General features: G+C 69.2%; 12 protein-coding genes. 3 read left to right on the top strand and 9 right to left on the bottom strand.

All coding sequences use genetic code 11. From position 1 onward, the window contains the following. Positions 1-3: 3 nt before the first annotated feature. The 5 genes from R2S09_RS23980 to R2S09_RS23955 form a co-directional block, all read right to left on the bottom strand. On the bottom strand, positions 4-1,872 hold the full coding sequence (locus R2S09_RS23980; protein WP_316743164.1) for a DUF1998 domain-containing protein: 1,869 nt from the start codon (positions 1,870-1,872) through the stop codon (positions 4-6). Further along, positions 1,869-5,114 (bottom strand): helicase-related protein, encoded by a 3,246-nt coding sequence (locus tag R2S09_RS23975; RefSeq protein WP_316743162.1) that lies wholly within the window; start codon positions 5,112-5,114, stop codon positions 1,869-1,871. Before R2S09_RS23975 ends, R2S09_RS23980 begins: the two co-directional genes overlap by 4 nt. After that, positions 5,111-7,015 (bottom strand): UvrD-helicase domain-containing protein, encoded by a 1,905-nt coding sequence (locus tag R2S09_RS23970; protein ID WP_316743160.1) that lies wholly within the window; start codon positions 7,013-7,015, stop codon positions 5,111-5,113. The genes R2S09_RS23975 and R2S09_RS23970 overlap by 4 nt, the downstream gene beginning before the upstream one ends. Beyond that, a complete protein-coding gene (locus R2S09_RS23965; RefSeq protein WP_399144519.1) occupies positions 7,012-11,781 on the bottom strand; it encodes a DEAD/DEAH box helicase in 4,770 nt (1,589 codons plus the stop codon). Before R2S09_RS23965 ends, R2S09_RS23970 begins: the two co-directional genes overlap by 4 nt. Positions 11,782-11,936: 155 nt before the next feature. Continuing rightward, positions 11,937-12,122: a hypothetical protein gene (locus tag R2S09_RS23955; protein WP_316743157.1), complete on the bottom strand. Its 186-nt coding sequence runs from the start codon at positions 12,120-12,122 to the stop codon at positions 11,937-11,939. 451 nt (positions 12,123-12,573) lie between these two features. On the opposite strand from R2S09_RS23955, the gene R2S09_RS23950 reads away from it, so the two are divergent. The 3 genes from R2S09_RS23950 to R2S09_RS23940 are packed head-to-tail and all read left to right on the top strand — an operon-like array spanning position 12,574 to position 16,580. After that, positions 12,574-14,712, top strand: coding sequence for a helix-turn-helix transcriptional regulator (locus R2S09_RS23950; RefSeq protein ID WP_316743156.1), 2,139 nt, complete (start codon positions 12,574-12,576; stop codon positions 14,710-14,712). A gap of 3 nt (positions 14,713-14,715) precedes the next feature. Beyond that, positions 14,716-15,720: a hypothetical protein gene (locus R2S09_RS23945; protein WP_316743155.1), complete on the top strand. Its 1,005-nt coding sequence runs from the start codon at positions 14,716-14,718 to the stop codon at positions 15,718-15,720. Then, entirely contained in the window at positions 15,717-16,580 is an 864-nt protein-coding gene (locus R2S09_RS23940; RefSeq protein WP_316743154.1) for a DUF6339 family protein, read from the top strand. The genes R2S09_RS23945 and R2S09_RS23940 overlap by 4 nt, the downstream gene beginning before the upstream one ends. Positions 16,581-16,622: 42 nt before the next feature. On the opposite strand, the gene R2S09_RS23935 is transcribed toward R2S09_RS23940, so the two are convergent. Genes R2S09_RS23935 through R2S09_RS23920 form a run of 4 tightly spaced genes read right to left on the bottom strand, consistent with a single transcriptional unit; the run spans position 16,623 to position 22,284 of the window. Next, positions 16,623-17,933 (bottom strand): DNA cytosine methyltransferase, encoded by a 1,311-nt coding sequence (locus R2S09_RS23935; RefSeq protein WP_316743152.1) that lies wholly within the window; start codon positions 17,931-17,933, stop codon positions 16,623-16,625. An 11-nt stretch (positions 17,934-17,944) separates the two neighbouring features. Next, positions 17,945-18,940 (bottom strand): DNA cytosine methyltransferase, encoded by a 996-nt coding sequence (locus R2S09_RS23930; protein WP_316743150.1) that lies wholly within the window; start codon positions 18,938-18,940, stop codon positions 17,945-17,947. Continuing rightward, positions 18,937-19,338 (bottom strand): very short patch repair endonuclease, encoded by a 402-nt coding sequence (locus R2S09_RS23925; RefSeq protein WP_316743148.1) that lies wholly within the window; start codon positions 19,336-19,338, stop codon positions 18,937-18,939. Before R2S09_RS23925 ends, R2S09_RS23930 begins: the two co-directional genes overlap by 4 nt. A 54-nt stretch (positions 19,339-19,392) precedes the next feature. Continuing rightward, positions 19,393-22,284, bottom strand: a complete 2,892-nt coding sequence (locus tag R2S09_RS23920; RefSeq protein WP_316743230.1) for a Z1 domain-containing protein — start codon at positions 22,282-22,284, stop codon at positions 19,393-19,395. Positions 22,285-22,322: the final 38 nt, after the last annotated feature.

Here is a 22,322-nt window from a genome sequence, read left to right as displayed (position 1 = left end):
CTGTCAGGGGGTGAGGGCGTTTCGGAAGAATGCCAGGTCGGGATCCTCCGGCGTCCCGATCAGCAGTGCGCGGTCGAGCAGGATGTTGTTGTGTTCGCAGCTTGTCTCGGGGAGCATCACACAGGCGTGGCAGGCGGCGAGGTTGGTTCCGTCAGCGCCGGACACCGCGGTCTCCATACAAAGAGGATCAGAGGAACACCATTCGGCACGGCGGAGGGCGGAACGGATCGTCCGGTCGAGGTTGTCCGGCTCACCCTGCGCGACCAGACCACCGAGGCTGCCCGCCGAGTCGCTCGTCGCCGTATAGACGAGTACCCCGGCCATGTCATTGGCGGCGTACAGGCGCTCGCGCAAGGAGGCGGACGGATAGCCCGCTTCCAGGCTCCACTCGTTGATGAGGACGTGGGCCAAGGTGTGCAACAGCACCATGCGAGGTGTCGCCGGGGAAGGCACGGCCCGACTCGGGTCGTCGGCCCGCTGGTCGAGCACCCGCTGATGAGCGGTACGCATACGCTCGACGCGGGCCGCCACCGTCGTCGCCTTCTCCCAGGCGTCCAGTCTGTTCTCGTCCAGGCGCAGGAAGACTCCCTCGCCCTGGACCTCCATGGCCGGCAGCCAGCGCAAGGGCTTCTCGGAGAGTGGCATCTCCTTCGCGTCGGTCGTCGACTCGGCGTCGACGAGTCGGGTGAACGCCTTCAGGGCCCGCACCTCACGGAGCTTCTTGACCAGCATCGGGTCGGTGACCCCGAGCGGCTGGAGCACGTTCGGGTCACCGAGCGGCGTCTCGCAGACGAACCGCTCGTCGCGGGAGTGCTCGCTCTGGTCGTTGCCCGAGCGCAGGCGTTCGTACTCCTTGTGGCGCAGGGCGCGATAGCGGTGGTCGAAGGTGGGCTCCGTCCCGTCGTCCGGGTCCTCCTCGCGTTCCGCGTCGAGCAGTGCCATGACCTCGTCCAGCGGGATCGGGCACTGACCCTTGAACGCGCCCTTGAGGTAGATCCCGACGTGCTCGCGGTTGTCGAACTGGCGAAGCGCGTCCCAGTGCTCCGCGAGCGGATCCGCACGGCCGTTGCTCCACGGAGGGATGGAGAGCGCCGACTTCAATACCGGCTGCCATACCGACGAGGAACCGCGCTGCAGGGTGCGCAGGGGGAGTCCGCAACCCGCCGGGTCCGTGGCGGAGAGGCCGAGCCACGGCCGGGCGCCTCGGCAAGTGAGGCGCAGGTCCTTCAGCGCGTTCCTGCGGAAGGAGCCCTCCATCGAGACCTCGGGCACCTGACCGCAGGTGCAGGAGATGACGATGGAGCGCAGCGAGGAGGTGCGTCCGGTCGTGCGCATCCTGAGCTTGCCGCCGCACTTCCCGAGCCTTGTGGCGTCCCGGTCGGGCGAGCGGTGCACCCACTGCCAGTAGGGGAACTCGTCGAGGTGCCCGGCCTCGCAGGCGACGACGAAGCGGGAGGGGACGAGGTCCACCTCGCACGTGCCGCAGACGCTTCGACCGGCCGGTGGTGAAAAGTCGCGGTGCGGCTGCAGTTCGTTGCACTCGGGACACGAGTGCATCAGGGGAAAGCGGCGGACCCGAAGACCGTCCTTGCTGGTGTCCTCGGACGCCGGCGGCAACCGAAAGTGGTCGACCTCGAGCAGGCGGGCGAGCCGCCGCTCGTGGACGACGCGTGACTCGTCCGTGCTCCAGCTTCGGTCGGCCTCGTCCAGTCCCGAGACGATGAAGGACTCGTGGTCGACGGCGATGAGCGACCCGACGCCGTACGTGGTGATCACCTGGGAGCGGCGGACCGTGCCGCGGCGGGGAAGGCTGTGGGCCGGAGCGGCCCCGTTCGCTGCGGCCCGGCGGCGGCGGGCGGGGGGCGGGGTCATCGGGTTCCCTCCATGAACAGGGCGGACTCGGAGTCGACATCGCGCAGGCTCCACAGGGTGGACCACGCTTCGCGGTCCGCGGACTCGTCGTCGTACGACTTCAGGAGTGACGGGGCACGGCTGCCCCGCTTCGGTTCGAAGAGCAACTCACTGTGGATGCCCGCTTCCTTGCACCACCAGTCGACGAACTCGTCGAAGCCCTGCTCCACGGCCTCGACCTCGGAGGGAGCGACCGCGCTGACGCGGTCCAGGAGCAGGCACCTGATGCGGTCCCGCAGGACATGCTCGTAGGACTCGACGTCGCCGGCGCCCTCGTTCGGGCGTGCGGCGGGGATCAGGATGCGGGCGAGAGCGACGATCACCGCGTGCAGGCCCCGCTCACGTGCACGGGCGGAGAACGGGGTCACGGAGGTCGACTCGACCTCACGGTAAAGAGCCGAGTGGTAATGCTGGAAGTTCTCGTAGTGCGAACGGTCCCGGGCGCGAGCGGAGTTGAGCATGACCACGACCAGGCCGGGGTGGGCGCGGCCGACGCGGCTCGTGGCCTGGATGTACTCGGCCGTCGCCTGGGGTTGGCCCATCACGGCCATCAACCCGAGCCGGTCCACGTCCACGCCCACCGCGATCATGTTGGTGGCGAGCAGGACGTCCACAGTGCCCTCGTCGGGGAGCCTCTTCTCGATTCCCTTGAGGCGGGTAGGGATCTCGCTGGCGTCGATCCGGCTGGTCAGCTCCGAGTAGTTGGCCACCGAGCGCACGGCCACGCCCTCGCGTTCGGCGAGGAGTTCCAGGTACGCCACCACGTCGTCGTGGACCTGGAGTTCCGCTGCGGAGAGCAGCCGCAGGCTGTTGAAGTAGCCGACGAGGCTCCAGTAGGCGTCGCGCACCTTGTCGTCGGTGTCCGCGTGCATGGCCCGGTGGAGCAATGTGGCGTACGTGCGGATCAACAGCGTGGACTGGCTGGTGCCGGGGGCCAGGAGGCCGACGTAGCGGCGGCTCGCCTTCTCCTCACGCGGGGTCTCCACGGCGAACCACGAGTCGCGCGCGTCCAGGCCGGCGGGTGGGAACTGGCGCACCTCGCGGGCGAAGAGGTGACGGCCCTGGTCGGCGGCACGACGGATGGTCGCCGTGGAGGCGATCACCTTGGGTCGGTCGGCCAGTGCGTCCACGGCGGTCTCGTAGAGGCCGGTGAGGGTACCCAAGGGTCCGGAGATCAAGTGGAGTTCATCCTGGACGATCAGCTCCGGTGCAGGAGTGTCGTCGGTCGGGTCGTCCAGGTTGAAGAGCGCGGAGGTCGCCGGGCGCCACGGCATCGAGGCGAACTTGTCGACTGTGGCGATGACGAGCGTCGGGCGCGCGTCGTACACCGCCTCGTCGATCAAGTGGACGGGGAGACCGTCGGCGAAGTCACAGTCCGTACCGGGGCAGCGGATGTACATCCGCTTGGCGTCCTCGTCGACCTCGTAGTCCCTGGCGTCGAGCCGGGCCGCGCACCAGGGGCAGGCGTGCAACTGGACGGGGTTCTCGGTGGCGAGCCGCTTGTCCGGGTTGCCGCGCAGCTCGTCGAGCCTGGCAGCGGCCTCGGCCAGTGTGTTGGGGGTGGCCGAGCGCCCCACCCACATGCCGACGGAGAACGGCTCGTCGCCCAGCTCGGGCGTGTGGCGTCGCATGTCTTCCATGGCGCAGAGCAGGATCGCCGCACGCTCGAACTGCTGCAGGGTGAGCAGGCGGAGTGTGTAGCGCATGAGGACGGTGACCCCGCCGCCGTTCGGGCCCTTGCGGATGCGGCGCAGGAAGGACGTCAGGGCGATCAGCCCCAGGTAGGCCTCCGTCTTGCCGCCACCGGTGGGGAACCAGAGGAGATCGGAGATCTTCCGGTCGTCGTGGTCGGGGTCGTCGATGCCGGCGACGCAGAGCAGCACGAAGGCGATCTGGAAGGGCCGCCAACGCCCGGCGGACGGGTCGGGGTCGCCCACGCGCCCGCCCTTCACCCAGGCGCTGCGGGAGCGCTGGTCGGCCATGGCGCGGTTGGCGAGCCGGAAGGCCCGCATCAGGTCGGGCTTGCCGCGCAGCAGCCGGATGCCCTCGCGGATCCGGCCGAGCGCCTCGCGACAGGCGTCCACCTGGTCTCGTGCGGGCTGCCCGTGAGGGCCGCCCGCCAGAGCGTCCGCTTCGGCCGACTTGCGGTCGATCCAGTCCTCGTACCCCGTGGCAAGCGCCTCCAGGGCGGCCAGGACCTCGGTGTCGGACTTCTCGGCCAGCCCCAGCATCGACAGCGACGAGCTGTCGATCTCCGGATTGGAGTCGGTCAGCAGCACCTCCACGCTGGGTACGAACTCGCTGCGCACCTCGGGGACGGCGGCCGGGACGCTGTCGGTGACGCCGATCGGCGACGGGTTCCAGTCCCAGGCGGCGGCGCAGCCGTGCCCGATGGCGAAGGTCGGGGCATGGCGGTGCAGCAGCCGACTGGTCGCGATCTCCGGGTCGTGTGCGGGGCCCGGGGCGGGGCGCTCGACGAACGCGCTGGAGCCGTTCGCGGCCCGGACCGTCAGGCCGCACTGGAATAGGGCAAAGGCGTCCTGGAGGTCCCGCTCACCGACCTTCTGCCTGTTGATCAGCGTCACCGTGACGGTGACCGCTCCGGTGACCGGGGAGGCGCTGCGGACGATGACGTGCAGGGCGACCTTCTCCGGAACGAGTTCGATGAGGTCGCCCGGGGAGGGGCGGGTCACGTCGATGCTCTGCTCGGGGAGCCCGAGTTCCTTGCGCCGCCACCGCTCCCGCTGCTCCGCGACGGTCCGGGCCTCGGCCCGGCGGGCCGGGACCGGGTTGCCGTCCGCGTCGGTGGGCTCGTAGACCGCCGCGCGCGCCGAGACCACGATCGTGCCGCTCATGTCCGGGTCGACCGCGAAGGTCAGGCCCATGGAGGACGGGCGCTTGTCACCCGGGACGCCGGATTCCTGCGCGGCACCGGACTCCTCGGCGTCCTCCCGGGCGAGAACAGGCGGGGCGTCCAGGCCGTCCTGTTCGGCGGCGTTCTCGGCCCTCCGTTCCCGGGAGGCGCGGGGGTACAGCACACCGGTCAGGTACCTGTCGATCGGGGCGTCCTGGGGAAGCACCTCGGCCCGGTCCTGCGGCTCGGACTCCTCGGTGGGGCCAAAGAGTTCCCCACGCACCCCCAGGAGAAGTTCCTCGTCGCGCACTCGATAGTGCTCGGAGTGCCGACCTGCCACGTGCGTCATGCGTCCTGCTCCTCTACGTCGTCAGCCCGTCGAAACATGCCGATACCGGTGATCCGAGGCGCGATCCACACACCCCGGTCGCCGAGGCCGACGTTGGCGCCGGCCGCGATGCTGCCCGTCACCGTCTCCAAGGTGTCGATCCGCAGACCGTGGATCTCGTCGGGCCACCACGGTTCCCACGCCCGATTCACCTTCTGCACTCGGAACAGCTCCTGTCGGAACCGCTCCGACGCCTCGCCTATCTCCCGTCCCCGGTGCAGCAGGGCGTACGGCGGGCTCTGAGCCTCGCCCGCCGGCAGATCGTGACGCTTGCGCAGCAGCACCTCCTGACCGGGGCCGACCTCCCGCAGGAGGTACGTCTGGGTCGCCACGGCGTCGGTCGCGTGACCGGGCGGATTGTCCTGGCAGACGTCCCCGGCCTCGGCCACCACGCCGAACCTCTCCCACGACCGCCACCCGCCGACATACCGCCGACCGGTCTTGCGGTTCCCCGCCCTCTTGACGATCGGCAGCTCGGGAGAGCGGACGTGGTACAGGTCCTGTCGGGCGCGGGTCATCGCCACGTACAGGGCGCGGGCCTCCGCGGGGAGGTCCGTCTCGGTCCCGTACTGCTTGTGGAGTTCGGCGACGGACGGCGGAGTCAGGACGACCACCCGGTCGAACTCCAACCCCTTGGCCCGGTGCACGGTGGAGACGACGATCCGCGCGCTCTCCGGGTCGGCCGCCTCGTCGGGGAACCGCCCGTCCGCGACCAGGCGGCGCAGCCGGTTCAGGTCGAGCGCGGTGCGCCCGGGCGAGCGGGTGGCGCGTCGCAGCACCGTCCACAGGGCGCCCGCGTTCGGTTGGTGGGACAGCGGGATCTGCTCCAGCAGGGAGCGGAACCGGTCCTCGGGCAGGCCGGTCGCCTCGGTACGGCGCAGCAGTTCGGCCACCCAGTAGGGGATCGGCCGCTCTTCGAGGGGACGGCGCAGCCGGTGCCCGATGCCGTTCTCGTGGAGCAGCCGGGAGACCACCAGGGCCTGTCGGTTGTCGCGGGTGAGGACGGCGCAGGTGTCGTCGAGGTCCCGCAGACCCTGCAGCGTGTACTCGTCGGTGAGGTCGCCGAGCGAGTTCGCGGGGTCCAGGAGCCGGTCCCGCAAGTCCTCGTAGAGCGTGGCGGCCTCGCCCGCGTCCCGGACCTGCTGGAGCCGGGGTCCGTGCGACAGCGCGACCCGTGCCTCCGGGGTGACGGCTCGGAAGTTCTCGGTGAGGTGCAGTTCCACCAGGTCGTCGGGGTACGAGCGGCGCAACCACTCGAAGAAGCGGCCGGTCTCGTCGTTGCGTTCGGCGGGGTCCTCGATCTGGAAGCCGTACACGGACTGGGCGGCGTCACCGACCACGGTGAAGCCGCAGCTGTCCTGATAACGGTCGAGAAGGGACTCCACCAGTTCCCGGCGATCGCCCAGCAGATCCTGCACCTCGTCGATCACCACATGGGATGGCGGGACCGAGTCGCCGGCCTCCAGCGCGCCTTCCTCGACGGCTTCCGCCGCTGCCTTGATCCGTTCGTCGAAGGAGGTCGTGGCCCAGTCCCGGTCCGGGTACGTCTGGACGAGCACCCCGTACGCCCAGGCGTCGAAGGTCTGGGCGCGTACCCGGCGGGCCCGGTCCCCGTGCCGGGTGATGCGCTCACGCAACTCGCGCGCGGCCGCCCGGGAGAACGTGAGCACGAGGATGTCGGTGGCCTCCAGTGCCTCCTCCGGGTCCTCGTGACCGCACAGTGCGTCGAGCCGCCGCACCAGCGTGTGCGTCTTTCCCGCGCCGGCCCCGGCGGTGACCAGGACCCGCGCGTCCCAGGGTTGCTCGACGACGACCCGCTGCTCGGCGGTGAGCGGGGGACTGTCGAGGTAGACGTCGGTCACGCACGGCTCCAGAGGTGCTCGAACTGGTTGAAGGCCAGTTTGGTTTCGAAGTTGGCGATGTTGTCGTCGACGTTGAGGATCAGGCAGGTGTCCTTGCCGCCGTTCTTGGGGCCGCGCAGGCCGCGCCCGATCATCTGCTGGTACACGTTGGTGCTGTAGACCGGTCGTGCCACGACGACGACCCGCGTGGCGGGCGCGTCGAACCCCTGGGTGAGGACGCCGTAGTTGGTGAGCACACGGATGCGGCCGTTCCGGAAGTTCTCGATCCGTGTCCGACGGTCCTGCGCGCTGGTCGTCGAGTCCACGGCGGCGGACCGGACGCCTCTGTCGTTGAGCATGGCCGCCAGGTACTTGGCATGGTCGACGGAGGTGGCGAAGAGCAGCGTCGGCCAGTCCGGCGGCAGGTCGGCCACCGAGTCGACGATGCGCAGACTCCGCTCGTGATCGTCGGCGAGCCGCTGCTCGGCGGCACGGGACAGCATCGCCATGCGTTCGGCGTGCGTCTTCTCGTCCTGGTTCAGCACGATCCGACCGCCCTCCAGGGTGCGGTGCTCGACCTGGGCGAGCATGCCCCACTTCTGCAGGTCGCGGTACGGGTCGCCGGAGGGGAACACGCCTTCGTCGAGCCTCCGGTTGCCGAAGCGGCTGATCAGCCGGCGGGTCTCGTCCTCGTTGGTGTTGCGGAACGGAGTGGCGGTCAGGCCGAGCAGATGCCGACTCGTCTCGTACTGTGTCAAGCCCAACAGGCCGAGGATCTCCGTGTACCGCTTGGAGATCGCGGTGTGCGCCTCGTCCACGATCACGAGCGCGGGGTCGCGCAGCCACGTGTACTGGTCGGTGCCCAGGCATCGCTCCAGCTTCGCGTCCGTGGCGACCACCAGGTGGGGGTGGTCGACGACGTTGCCGACCTCGTTGCTGCTCCACAGCCGACTGATGGTGAGCGGACGCTCGGCACCGACCTTCCCCCACACGAACTTCCAACTCTGTACGGCCTGTTCGCACAGTTCCTCGGTCTGCGCGATCCACAGCAAGGGTCCCTTGAGGTCGCCGACCCGCTTCACCCAGCGGATCACGGCCTCGGCGGTGACCCGCGTCTTGCCGGCGCCGGTGGGCAGGGACAGCATGCCGCGCTGCGGAGCGAGCCGGTCGAGCAGGGTGGAGATGTTCCGGACCAGGTCTTCCTGGTAGTCGTGGAGCCTGGGGAAGTCCCTGGGGCCTTCGACGGTCTCGAAGGAGGGCGGCGACGGCGTCCTGGAACCTGCGAACGTGACAGGCAGGCGCAGGTCGGAGACGAACCCGATGGCCGCCGAAGAACCTCCGTACGAGACCGGGGCGTTGGGGAAGCGTGCCTGGATGTCCCGGGCGTGCTGCTGGAGCACCCCGTCGCCGTGCGCGTTGAACGCCATCTGCGCGATGCGGCGTCCGGACGGCTCCGCGCCGCCGGTCGCCTGCAGCTCGGCGTCCATCAGACCTTCGGGCAGGCCGGCCCTGAGCGCGTCCGCACCGATCAGCAGTTCAAGCTTGGCCACGACGTCCTCGGCATCGCGCACGGCCTTCTGCGCCGCCTTCAGCGCGCTGTCCTTGGCCATGCGGTCCTGGTGTTCCAGCACCGCGCGGCAGCCGGCCGCGCCCAGGCCGAGGCCGAGTTCGCGGTCGATCAGCCGCAGCATGGGCTCCGGCTCCACAGGCATGTGGATCTTGACCGTGCCGTCCTGGCGCACGGCGTCCAGGGGAGAGGCGTGAGTGCCGTTGGGCGTGCGCGTGACCTCTTCCAGCTCGGTGCACCGCTGCACCGTGCTGTTCCGGTTACCGCTGTTCAGGCGCTGCCGCAGGGCGGGGAACAGCTCGACGAGGGGGACGGGGTCGCCGTCGGGCACCTCGCGGGTCTCCCGACTGATCACGTCGGCATAGCGGAGCATGCCCCACTTCTCGACCATCAGCTCGGCGTCCTCGGCGGTCGGCACGAGCAGGGCCGGGAGCTGCTCGGCACGCAGGGCCCGGTATTCGGCGGCGCCGACGGCGAGGGTGATCTCGTCGTCGGGGCGGGTGCCCCAGGTGTCACCGATCCGGCAGCGGGTGAGGGAGTCCTCGGGGAAATCTGCCCCGAACCGGGTCAGCATCACGTAGGTCGCACCGACGAAGGCGTCGTCCTCGCTGTGGGACACCTCGTCGAGGAGCGTGTCCCAGCGGTCGGCGGGGACCTCTTCGACGGTGATCGGCAGCCGCAGCTTGCGGGCCTTCTCGGGGGAGATGTCGGCGACCGGCAGCACGTCGCGGTAGGCGGCGAGTTGGGGGCCGACGGCCTCCGTCAGCGGCTTGATCCCCTGCGAGGTGGCGACCTTGCCGTGCTTGCGCAGCATCCACCGGATCGGGGACATCACCGCCTGCCGAGTGCTCGTCTGGGCGCCGAACTGACGCGTCCAGTTGTCCACCACCGCGTCGTCGGGCAGCGCCTTGAGGAAGGCGGCGCGGGACTCGTCGGACAGGTCGCGGAAGAGATGGAGAGGACCACCGATCGCGGCACCCTCGACCTTCATCCGGTTCAGCGAGGGGCGCGGGGCGCCGCTGTCCAGGTTGCGCAACGAGGCCGCGTGGACGGCGGCGCGGTACTCCTCGAACCAGGCCTCGTCCGCCTGCGGTTGCACGCCGCCGGTCGGCCGCTCCCGCAGACCGATCAAAGAGAAGAAGGACGCGTCGTCGGAGTGGAACGTCGTGTCGACGGCCACGCTCGGATCGCGCTCGGCGTCGACCACCACACCGGGAAGCATGCAGTCCCCGACAGGCCGGAAATGCTTGTCGGCTGTCCGTACCCGGAGCGTCGTGCGCGGATCGGGCACGCGCTCCAGAACCTTGTGGGCCAGCCGACGGATGCCGGCCTGGCGGAACAGCTCCCAGAAGCGCTCCCAGTCCGACTCCACGTAGTGGTCGAAGCCCTGGTCGAGGACGCTGGCGAACCGGCCCTCGGCGTCGGCCTCGCGGATGCCGAGGACATTGAGCGCGTGCGCCAGCGACGGGTCCTGGGCGAGCTCGTCGACGACGTACACCGTGGACTCGCGCAGCCCGTCCTGGTGCTCGGCCCGACGGAACACCTTGCCGTGGACGGGGGCGACCAGCCCGTGCTCCTCGGTGAGCACGATGCGAGCCTTGCGGGCCTCGTCGGCGGATGGGGAGTCGTTCTCGATCATGTCGGCCAGGATGCGGATGGCCACCCCCGACGCCTCGGCAGTTCCGCTCGCGACGAGAGCCTCCAGCCAGTCGCGGACCCCGGCCCGCTCGTGTCCGGTGGCGCCGAGGATGTGCTCGACCTTGCCCGAGCGCAGGGCGTCGGCCTCGACGCTCGGGTGCAGCCAGTCCGAGGGGCGCCCCGGGCACTCGTGCCACATCCGCAGCCACCGCGTCAGCTGCTTCAGATCCCTGTCCAGCCGCGGGTGGATGCGCAGTTGCTCGGGGACGCGCAGGACGCCGTCCTGATCAGGCAGTGAGGGGGACGCGGCGGTGAGGGCCCAGATCTCCCGGGTCAGGAACTCGTCGGCCCAGCTGATCGATTCCTTGACACGGCCGGGAAGCAGGGGGAGATAGGCGGCCGGGTCCTCGGCCGGAGCCAGCGCCGGGAGGGAGTCGACGACGAGCTTCGCCGACACCCTGATCATCTCCTGGTTGAAGGGGGAGGAGTCGAGCAGGTTCTGCCGGTCCTCGTTGGTCTTCCACGCCCCGTTGAGGATGCCGCTCAGGGACATCTCGTACTTGGTGGGGAAGAAGGACCAGAACTTGCCGCGACCGCGCGAGCGGGCCGGTCTGACGTACAGGCCGCTCTCCAGGTCCTTCTCCAGCGCGGGAACGCCCCAGGACAGGTCGAGGGAGAACCGGTCGTGCAACTCCCCGGCGTCCGCCCGGGCTGCCGGGCCCGGCTCGTGCGTGGTGGTGAACACGCGCCACCGCTCCGTGGAGAGGGCCTTCCCCGTACGCTCCTCGGTGACAGTGTGCAGGTCGCCGGAGTGTTGGACGGTCAGCGTACGACGCGCCAAGGGCCTGCGGCGGTGGTCCTCCAGCACGACCGTGGAGACGTGCGGCGAGAAGAGCTGGAACCCGACCGGGAACTCCTCGCGGGGCTCACCATGGTCCTTGCCACGATTGCCGTGCATGTCCTTCCCCAGCCGGTCGTCGGCCTTCGGGAGCAGCGGGAGCCGAACGACCGTGGTCGCCCAGGTCAACAGCTTGTCCAGTACGGGATCGGAGGCACGTTCGGCCTGCATGTCGAGTGGGCGGGCCATCCGCAGGACGGGGGCGTCGAACTCCGGGCCGTAGCGCTCCGTCACCCCGGGCACGTTCTTGATCTGCGCGTAGGACCAGGCGCGGTCGAATCCGAAACTCCCGGTGCGGCTGAAGAATTGCGGCGTGTCGGTCACGACGAGGACCGACTTCACGCCGACTCCGAAGCGCCCGATCTGCCCACCGCGCTTCTTCGACATGCTCATTCGAAGAATGGTCTCGGCCCCCTCCGGGGTGACCGGGTTTCCCTCATTGGCGCAGTAGAGATGGGTCTCCGTGAGGACCACGTGGACCCGTCCACCGGGTTCGCCGGCGATTTCGTCGGCCGCATTCTGAACGAGCTCGAAAAGCTGACGGTCGCCGTATCCGCCCTGCGTGATACGACGCTCGCCATTGGCGTGCTCGGCCACGAGGCCGGGGTCCACGGCATAGGTCTGCAGAACGCGGGCGGATTGTTCGAGAACGGTTTCGATCACCGCTGAGGACGAGGACGGCACGGCTGCTTCTCCTGGTGTCAAAGGTGGGTGAAAGTCTGGATGACGGGCCGGCTCGCCAGCTGTGCGCGAGCCGGCCCGTGGGTTCATGAGGTGTTGGTCTTCCGAACGTGTCGCCCGTGGTCGAGGACGTGGAACATGCTGGTGGGTGCTGTGCGTCAGGAGTCAGGCGACTCTTGTTCGTCATCCCCCGAACCGCCTTCGCCCGGGTCGCGGAAGGACAGTCCGTGGCGGCGCAGAATGTCCGCCACTTCCGCCTCGCTCGTCGCCAACTGAATATCCAGCGCTATCGCGCTGCGCTCCCGCTGTGAGAGCAGCAAAAGAAAAAAGTAGTCCTCGTTCAATGACACCCCACCCCTGTCGCGTCATTTCCTATTGGTGCACAGGGGTGTAATCGGGCTACGCCCCCCGGTGAAAACGCTAGCGGGCGGAATCGTCGTTCCGCCAGCCTCTTTCCAAAAACGTTTCCGCCCAGCGGTGTTGGCCGCCTGCGGACGCACTTCTCCCCCAGTCGCCCAGCCCCCGGGTTTCCGGTTCGCGAGCGAGTTGGCTTTTCCAACATGGCGAAGGTATCTGGGTTCTGCGATGTTGGCAACCCAACTCACATGCCTACGAACGGAGTTCACGGTTCCGATTTGTTGGCCAGGTGCCAAACGAGGACGAGGTGCATGAATCGGAAGATTCGGTCAGAAGGGTTGACCCATCAGGCACCTCGGTCCAGTTAACTATTGGTTGACGTGATCGTGATCGTCAAATTAGCCTCCTTCTACGACCCGAGGAAGAGACAGGTGACGCGTGGAGACAGGTGAGGAGTTCGGGCCATGGCTGGCTCGGCAGCTCAAACTCGCGGGGAAGACGCAGGCTGAACTGGCCAAGGAACTCCAGCTGACCCGAGCTGCCGTCTCCGCGTGGATCGCCGGACGGTCGACCCCCCGTCCGACCGTCATGACGGACATCGCCAGGGCTCTCGGCACGGACGTAGGCACGGTGCACACCCGCACCACCGACACCCAAGCCGGCCTCCCCGTCACCTGGTACCACCGACCCGGCTATCCCGACGGCGGCCGTGACCTGGGCAATGCCGCGGCCTTCGCCTTCGACGCCGACGTCCAGGTCCTCGCGCGCGAGACGTGCCAGAACAGCCTCGACGAGCGCCTGACGGAGAACGGTCGCCCCGTCCGGGTCCGCTACACCCTGCACGAGCTGACCGGTGAACACCTGGAAGCCTTCCGCGAGGCGATCCTCTGGAAAGAACTCTTCCCGCACTACTCCGCCGTCTCGGAGCTCGCCGGTAACCAGAAGGTGGGCCGGGTCGTCGACGCCGGTGTGCGCGACATGTACGAGAAGGGCCGCCTGATCCTTCTGCGGGTCGACGATTACAACGCCTCCGGGCTCACCGGCGACGACTACGCGGACGGCAAGTTCGCCGCCGTCGTCCGGCGCCAGCTCGAAAGCCTGAAGTCCGGTTCCGCCGCAGGTGGTTCCTACGGCCTGGGCAAGTCAACGCTGTGGGCGACCAGTGCTCTCGGCCTCGTGCTCATCAATTCCACTCTGTCGGTGCCGCACGAAGGACGTACCGAGCGGAGGGTGATCGGCCGCCTCGAACTGCCCTGGCGGGAGGTCGACGGCCGCACCTGCGCGGGCCCCGCCTGGTTCGGGCGCCCCGACCCCGACACCCCTGGTGCCGAGGTCGCCCGTTCCTGGTGGGCGGACGAGGAGACCGTGGCCCAGCTGCATCTGAGCCGGGACGGTGACGAACCCGGTACGTCCTTCCTCATCGTGGGTGCGCACGACGTGGCCAGCCTCGAGGACCAGGTCGAGGACGACAAGCCCCGCGACGAGGAGGGGCCCGAGGACACGCGCGACATCGAGAGGATGCACGGCCGCCTGGTCGAGGCGCTGGGCCGCGACTTCTGGGCGGCCATGATCGGCGGGGGTGGCCGACTCCCGTTGCTGGAAGCCTCGGTCCGCGCTCTGCGCAACGGCGAGGAGGTCGTGGCCGAGACGAAGGTGGACCCGTCCGTCGAACAGCCGTCCCGAACCCGCGCCCTGCGGGCCCACTACGAGGGCACCACGGTGGATCGACTCACCGAGTCCGGTCAGGTGGCATCCAGAAACGTTCCGCTGAAGCTGCCGCTGGCCGGCGGCGCCCACGGGACGCTCGGTACCCATCAGGCGGTTCTGCTGGTCACCGAGGCCGCCGGCGACAAGGACATCCCTGCGAACCATGTGCACGCGCTGCGCGGCAACCGCATGACGGTCAGGAAGGCCAAGGTCCCGAACCTGCCGATCGGTACCAACCCCTTCCAGGCCGTCGTCCTGGTGGGCGAGGCCGCCGGGGAGTCAGCTCCCTTCGCGAAGGAGGCCGAGGAGTTCCTGCGGGCGGCGGAACCGCCCGAGCACGATCGCTGGGGGCAGACGGAGGAACTGACCCTGCGCTGGTCTCCTTCCGCGTACAGGCGGATCAACAACCTGACCACCGAGGTCAACAGCGCCGTCAGAGAACTCGTCGCCCGGCCGAAGCGCGGGGGACGTGAGGGCGGCGAGGCGCTGCGCAAGGCGCTGACCGTCAAGAGCCGACCCAAGGCCAAGGTGCCCTCCGGACCGGTGGTCCCCGCACTGGAAGAACTCGGCGCGACCATCGGTGACCAGGGGGAGTGGCTGATCACCGCGGAGGTGAGCATCCCGCGGGGCGACGAGATCGTCCCCATGGTGCCGGTCGCCCTGTTGGACGTCCGTTCCGGTGGCCGTCCGAAACTCGACTGGGCGGAACTCGTGGCCGTCGAGGGCTGCGAGGTCGAGGACGGCACCTTGCGCTTCCCGCCCGGCACCCGACGCGCGAAGTTCCGAGGAGCCACCGATGTCTCCAGCCATCCGGTGAGGACCACGCTCACCCGCCTCGTCCTCGAACTGCGCGCCGGCAAGGAGGCGTGACACGTGAAGGTCCGCCCGATCTACCCGTACAAGCGGCTCGACCGCCCCATCACGTTGCGCGTGACGTCGGTCTCGCTCAACCTCTCCGACGGCATCCGTGTCCCGCTGGACACCAGCGCCTACTCGACCCAGGACCAGGTCGTCGCCCTCGGCGTCGCGGGCCATGCGGACTGGGTGAGCGCCACGATCGGTCTTTCGGCCACGCTGCCGCCCGGCTCCGACGCCGCGGACGCGGCCTGGTCCGAGCTGCGAGTCCTCGCCGTGTTGACCGACGGTGAGACCAACCTTCGTACATCGACGGCTCTCACCCGTGACACGGAGGACGGTCACGACTGGTCGGGCACCGTCCAGGTGCTCCGCGACGACCACCTCGGACGAGCGACCCTCGCTGTGTGCGCCGTCGGGACGGTCGACGGGGTGGTGGGCCGGTCGATCGCCGAGACCGACCGGAGTTGGGTCGTCGACACCGTCTCCGACGAACCGGTCAGAGGCCTGCGACTGGACGTCCGCAAGGCGTCGTTCAGCAAGAGCTCCAGGGAGTGGCTGCGCGCCTACGCCGACGCGCCCTGGTTGGTGGACACCACGGCACGTGTCCCCACCGTGTACGTCAACACCGACATCGACGGGATCGTGGGGCTGTTGGACAGCAATGGCTCCGCCGTGGAGACCAAGGTGCGTGACGTCCTTGTCGCCCAGATGGCCACGGATGTGTGGACGGCTGTGTTCCACGGCGCCATCGGCGACCTGGAGGTGGAACCGGGCGGTGGCCCGGTCTTCCCGACCGACTGGCAGGGCGAGGTGCTGCGGGAGATGCTCCCGGACGTCGTCCCCGGTGTGCATGTCGAGGAGGCCCTGAGGCAGGTCCACCGCCGGCGCACCGGCGAGTCGGGCTGGGGCGAACTCCAGACCCGCATTCACTACGCGGCGGTCCGGCGTGCCGAGGCCGCCAAGGCCGTGGGGTACGTCATCCGCAGTCTGGAACGGTCGAACAGGGAGAGCGCGTCGTGATCACCCAGCCTCACCACGTACCGGAGCGTCTGGCGCTGCTTTCCGGATCGGCCATGGACACGTTCCTCACCGAGGGGCTGCTCAGGGGCGAACAGGTCCACAGCGGTATCGACCTCGCCAAGGTCGTCGAGCCGCTCCCCGAGGACGACGCCAGGTGGTGGGTCGAGCCGATCCGCACCCTGGTGGAGGACGCCATGTTCGAGTTCGGCAAGGACCGGACCCGGGCCGACGCCTGGCTCGCGCCACGGCTCCACGCCACCCTGCGTCTGACGCGGAGGGAAGCGGCGGACAAGCGCCTGTGGAACCACCTGGCGCTGGCCGTGGCCCCTGACTATGTCGTGTGGCGCCACCAGTCGGATTCGACACAGCGCGTCGCTGCGGAGCGCTTCCGCGGACCTGGGGATCGGCAGTGCTTCTCCCGTCTCTGGTGGGCGGCCGAGCTCTTCCGGAACGGGCCGGACTACGGGCCGGTCGAGGTCGCATGCGGCAATCAGGACCTCATCCACACCGTTCTACGGAAGGACCTGCTCGACCACCGCCCCACCGCTCAGGCCCTGGTCCGCCTCCTGAAGGACGGAAAGGTCACCACCGGGCGGGAGATCGAAGGTCTGAGCGCTGCCATCAACGCGGCCGGAGCGACCTTGATCTACGACGTCCTCGCACCGGACGAACCGAGAACGCCGGCCCGTCTTCGGGAGTGGATCGCCGAGGCGGAGACAGCCCCACCCGTCTCACGCCACGTCCTCCCCGACGGGCCGGACGAGGACCCCGTACCGGAGGAGTCCCTGGCTGCGCTCACCGACTACTTCGCCGACCTGTTCGAGACGGCTCCGGTCAGGGGCAGGAAGATCGAGGACTGACCGGGCGGGCCGCCCTGCATCACTGCCGCGGGGCGGCTCCTGCTACTCGGGGCGCGGGCAGCGGGCGGTGCAGTCGCCCGCCGACCCGCAGCCTTCGCTGCGCAGCTTGGCCCGCTGCTCCTCCGTGGCCGGGACCCATGGCTCCCTCATCACCTCCGGGGCCGGCGCGGGGAGACCGAGCGCGGCACTCAGGAGGTGCGCCCCGAACAGGGGCGGGACGGCGTTGCCCACCTGCTGGGCCTTCGCAGTGCCCGACCACGGGTAGTCAGGGGGGAAGCTCTGCAGCATCCCTGCTTCGTTCATGCTGAACCTCCGACCCTCCCGGACGATGTCGGGGTGGTGGTCGCCGACGGGTTCGAAGACCACGAACCGTGAGATACGCCCCGTGACGGTGGTGGCCGGCTGTCGGTCGGTCCGTACCCCGCGTCGTCCCGGGTTCCCGGAGCTGCCGTAGTTCGACCGGACCAAGAAGGGTGTCCTGCGCCCCGGGTGTGTGCCGACCGGCTCGGAGAGGGCGTCGCCCATCGACGTCCAGTGCTCCAGATCGTCGCCGTCCACGGGGCGCTGCCGGGGGACGGGGACGGTCGCCTCGCAGAGGGTGGGCTGAGCTGCCGGGACTGTGCTGTCACCGTTCCTGCGGTTCCACTCCTTCGCCTCGTAGGCGCGGTGGGTCGGCTTGGGCAGTGAGGGCTCGCCGAGTCCCTCACGGCGGGCGATCAGCACGGCGCGGGAGCGGGTCTGCGGCACTCCGTAGCTCTCGGTGTCCAGGACGTCGACGACGACCTTGTACTTGGTGCCGTCGGGGAGGCCGATCTCCTGCAGCACCTCGGCGTAGCGGACCCAGAGCGCCTCGACGGCGGGGACCTGCTCCAGGACGATGACGTCGTACGGCCGGTGCCCCCGGTTCGGGCTCCTGGTTGCCTGGATCGCGTAGCGGAGGGGTTCGAGCACCAACGCGGTGCGCGGGTCGCTGAGGTTCTTCAACTCCTTGTCGATCTCCTCGTCGGGATCACCCGCCATGAGCCGCTTGATGAACTCCTTGACCTCTTCCAGAGCCTTACGACCCGCGCCCTTCCCGGCCACCGAGTACGTCTGACACGGAGGACCCCCGGCGAGCACGTTGATCTCCGGCGGCAACGCCTCGAACGACTCCTTGCGGATCGCACTCACATCGGCGTGGAGGGTTTCCAGCCCGGCCGCGTAGCGCGTCAGACAGGCGCTCTTGTCCCACTCGATGCCGAGACTCGGGATGCCGAGGGCGCGTCCGGCAACGTCCAGCCCGCCGGGACCCGCGAAGAGGTCCAGGACAAAGGGCTTGTCGAGGATGGACTGGTGGGGCGCCGTGCTGGTCATGTGGCGGAAGTCTAGCCGGCAGCGGGAACTGCTGGGTGACCCTCCAACGCTTCGACGACCGCCCGTCCCAGTGCCTGTGCGACCGGCGGCGGTGTCGCGTGTCCGATCTGGCGGTACCGAGCGGTCTTGCGACCGGCGATCTCCCACGATGCGGGGAAACCCTGGAGCAACGCCGCCTGATCAGCTGTGATTTTCACCATATTGTCCATGCCGAGTGCGGGGTCCCACACGAAGTCCGGACCGGGAACGTCGTCGGCCACCGTGTGCCCGTTGACGCCCATGGTCGCCCACTTCCTTTTCGCTCCCGTCGGTCCGAGGTCGGCGCCGCCCCGGTTTTTCGACCCCCCGACCAACGTCGGAGCCGGTTCGTCGGCCTGGGCGGCCCAACCGGCGGCGTCCCGCCATCCACGTGCGGCCATCGACGGGCCCAAGGTGGCACCCACCGTCGTGGGCTCCTGCACCGTGGGCGACGGGGGCCGGAATTCCTGAGCCCGATTCCGCTCGATCGCTATCAGTACGCCCTGCTTCCGGTTCTGCGGTACGCCGAAGTCGACGGCGTTCACGACGAACCAACTGAACTCGTAACCCAGGTGAGCCAGTTCCGCCCGGGCGAAGTCACGGAACCGCTGGTACTCGCCCTGATGAGCGAGTCCGGGAACGTTCTCGATGAGCACCGCCCGAGGCCTGATGGCATGGACGAGAAGGACGGCAGCCTCCAGCAGTCGCTCTTCCGCGCGCGAGTCCGTCCGGCCGACCGTCGCACTCGACTTCACCCTCGGCAGGCCCGCCGAGAGGAGATCCACGTCGTAGCTCACAGGGTGCTCGGCCGGATCGAAGTCCAACAGGTCGGTGTGGAGTACGTTCCAGTGTGGGCGATTCGTTCGGAGTGTGGTGACGGCGAGTTCGTCGTCGTCCAACAGCAGACGCGGCGCGAACCCCGCCTGCTCCAGCCCGAGGGCCAACCCACCGGCTCCGGAGCAGACGTCGACGAAGGTCAGCGGCCTCACTTGCTTCTCCCCCTGCGCAGGTCTGCCCGGCGCTGCTCCACTGCCGCCGCCACCCGTACCGCCACGTCCTCAGGAGCCTCGTGTTCCCAGAACCGGAGCACCGTCCAGCCCTCCGCGACCAGATGTTCCGTCGTCTCCCGGTCACGGGCCATGTTCCGGTCCAGCTTGCTGCGCCACCAGTCCGCATTGGCCTTCGGCTGCGTGGCGTGCTGAGGGCACCCGTGCCAGAAGCAGCCGTCGATGAGAACCGCGACCTTGGCCCGGGGGAACGCGACGTCGAGGCGTCTCCGGGGCATGCCCGGCACGGGGTACTCCACGCGGTAGCGCAGCCCGGCCGCGTGCAGCAGCCGCCGCACGGCTAGCTCGACCCCCGTGTCCTTGCTCGCCTGCCGGCTCATACGGGCCGACACTCCGGGTGAGGAAGGCATCATGCTGTTCACTGTCGTCGAGCCTCACGAAGCCGTGTCGTCACGATCGATTATCGCAGCCTCGGCCTTGGTCGAGTCGATCGTCCGGAACCGCACCAAGGGACGGTTCCCCCGCACCGTCGACGGCGGAGCGACGAAGGCGAAGGCCATGACGAGATCATGCGGATCGACCGAGCCGTCGGACAGGGTGCGCGGCTCGGACTCCACCACCGGGTAGAGCACCAGTGCGCCCCGACGCGGGCGGACGTTTTGCTCGACCATCGCGTTGCCGGTCAGGTCCGAGGCTCCGGCCAGGCGCTTCGCCGCCGCGACGTGCTTGGGGTCTCGAACGGCACCGAACAGAGGTCCGCGGCGGCGTGTGCGGCGAGCGAGAGAGAAGGGCCCCTGTCCCAGGATCCGCGCCTCGTTCCGACTGGCGGACGTCTGCATCGGGGTGATCACGAACCAGTCGTCGATCGTGCCCGTTCCGCGCCCGGCGTCCAGGAGGAACTCCAGGTGCGGCGAGAACTGCGCCGGGACGGACCAGCGCAGGTCGCAGAGCACCGTGAGCAGGTCTTGGTGCGACACCGTCCCCACACGCGCGTCGTACTGCGGGCCGCCGAACACGCCGAGTGAGACGGGAGCAGGCGACAGGGCTCGGAGGACCGGCGCCCAGCACTCCGTGTTGTGACGCAGAGCCTCGGCGTCCTCGGGATAGGCCGTCGGCTCCTCCCACACGCCCGGCGACCGCACCTCCACCAGCTCCGCGTTGAACATCTTGTTCCGGGCCGACGGCTTCACCCAGGGCAGGTGCTGGGCCACCAGTGGCGGAATCTGTGCGGGGGTGACCTGGGGGCGGCCGTCCACCAAGGGCGCGTAGCGGGCCAGTTCGGCGCGGAAGAGCTCCTCGTCCCGGCAGATCGCCTCGAAGGCCTCGTACAGGTCGACGGTCTTTGCGTTGCGGCCGCGGCCGAGGGACTCCTCGCGGCCGATGTAGAGACGTACGAGATCGCGGTAGCCGGGGCGGAAGCCGAACCAGCGGCCCATCTGCATCAGCGTGTCCGCCTGCTGCGTCGTGCGGCGGTAGTACGTGATCGTCAGGCCCTCGACCGTGAAGCCACGGGACAGCTTGGTGCCACCGACGAGGATCTTCCAGACGTTCGGGGTGCGGTCGAAGTCCAGGTCGGGCTGGGCATAGTCGCGCTCGCTCTCGCCGTTGACGACCATGACGGGGCCGCCACCCTGATTGATCAGGCGGCGGGCCCCGGAGACGTACGGCTTGAGGTCCGCGTAGGTCGCGGGAGTGGGCAGGGAGCCGTCCGCATGGGCGTGGAAGTCCTTGTCCAAGAGGGATGCCAGGCGGGCGTGGCCTTCCGGGCCGGTATACGCGGCGTTGCGCCACATCGTCTCGATGCGCTCGGCGAGTGCGGCGTGCTCGGCCATGCGGACCGATTCGTGCACGAGCATCGTGTGGTGGCGGAACGGGCCCGAGGGAACGCCGTGGTTCTCTCGGTAGAGCTTCAGGGCGCCGGTGAGCACGAAGGCGTCCAGGGCCTCCTGGAGGCGGTCGCCCGTGGATCCGTAGATGCCCCGGACGTGCTTCTTCTCGGCTTCGCCCTCGCCGCCCTCGATGGTGTCCAGGTCGTGGAAGTCCTGAACGCCCATGTAGCCGGTGGGGCGGGGCAGCGAGATCAGGAAGTCGCGCGGGAACAGGTCCTCCTCGTCACCCGGGTCGATGAACACGTTGGCGAAGGGAGTCGCCGTGTAGCCGACGTACTGGGCGCGGGGCAGGAGCTTGAGGAGCTTGCTGATCTGGCCGTTGATCGCGGTGCGGGTGACCTTCCCGTCCTCCCACTTCTTCGGGTCGGTCGTGTTCACCGAGGCCTGGTCCGACTCGTCGTCGATGATCAGGGCCGGTATCTCGCCGAGGATCGGGCCTATCTTCTTGAGGTCGGTGACCAGCTTTTCCAGTACCGACTTGTTCTTCTTCACGACCATGACGCGGGCGCGGGCCGCGTGCAGGTTCGCCGGCTCGTACAGGGGGCGGGTGCGGTCCGGCTTCTCGAACTCCAGGGCGCTGATGCCGCGCTCCAGCGCCATGTAGTCACGGTCGCGAGAGGTCAGACGCTCGATGTCGAAGGCGCCGAGAAGGGAGGGGCGGGCGCCGAAGGAGACGAACTTCGCGGGCCAGTCCTCGTCGTCCTGGTAGTCGATGCCGACCAGGGCGTCCGGGTCGTTCGGGTCGGCGGCGCCCAGGATGTTCTCCTGGCCGATCAGCTCCATGTCGAGCCGGCGCTGTGTCTGGCCGCGCAGCAGGTTCAAGGTGCCGCCCAGAACGATGACCAGGCGGTAGCCTGCGTCAATGGCCTTGGCGGTGACGCCGGTGAAGTTGGCGGTCTTGCCGGACTGCACGTAGCCGACGACGAGTCCGCGGGCGCCGTACGGGGTGTCGCGGGTGGGGTCGGCAAGCCGCTCGACGACCGCGTGGGCGGCCTCGTCCAGGCTGGAGACCGCCGCGTCGCTCCAGCCTTTGCGACGCAGCAGCCGTTCGTACGACGTCCAGTAGAAGGAGCGGTTCGCCGCCTGCTCCCGGGTGTACCAGGGCTCGAACTCGCGGCTGATGGTGACGGGGCCCGCTTCTTCGTGCACGGGGACTGCCGCGTCGAGCGCCTTGCGCAGATCCGCGCCGAACGCGAGCTTGTCGTAGATCTCGGCGCGCCGCTCCGCGGTGCGAGGCGCGGTGGTGGCCGACCACGTAGGGGACTGTTCGAAGTCCCATGCCGTGAGCTTCCGGCGCCAGAGGGCGATCAGCGCGTCGCCGGGGTCCGCGGCCAGCAGACGGTCGCGGAAGCGGGTCATGTCCGCGTCCGCCGGATCGTCCGCGTCGGCAAGCACGAAGGCGAGCTTGGCGAAGTGCCTGGGGCCACGCCTGCTCATCGCGTCGAGGACCTCGCCGTGCAGGTCGGTGAGGTGGT

This window comes from Streptomyces sp. MK7 (genome assembly GCF_032658145.1).
Lineage (GTDB): Bacteria > Actinomycetota > Actinomycetes > Streptomycetales > Streptomycetaceae > Streptomyces > Streptomyces spiralis.
Note: the sequence above shows the minus strand (reverse complement) of the source record. Positions and strands in the feature narration are given on the sequence as shown.

What these genes read in the sequence shown, in the direction of transcription:
- R2S09_RS23980 (WP_316743164.1), bottom strand. Translation starts at nt 1,872, where the DNA reads ATGACCCCGCCCCCCGCCCGCCGCCGCCGGGCCGCAGCGAACGGGGCC.
- R2S09_RS23935 (WP_316743152.1), bottom strand. Translation starts at nt 17,933, where the DNA reads ATGACCAGCACGGCGCCCCACCAGTCCATCCTCGACAAGCCCTTTGTC.
- R2S09_RS23975 (WP_316743162.1), bottom strand. Translation starts at nt 5,114, where the DNA reads ATGACGCACGTGGCAGGTCGGCACTCCGAGCACTATCGAGTGCGCGAC.
- R2S09_RS23920 (WP_316743230.1), bottom strand. Translation starts at nt 22,284, where the DNA reads ATGAGCAGGCGTGGCCCCAGGCACTTCGCCAAGCTCGCCTTCGTGCTT.
- R2S09_RS23925 (WP_316743148.1), bottom strand. Translation starts at nt 19,338, where the DNA reads ATGAGCCGGCAGGCGAGCAAGGACACGGGGGTCGAGCTAGCCGTGCGG.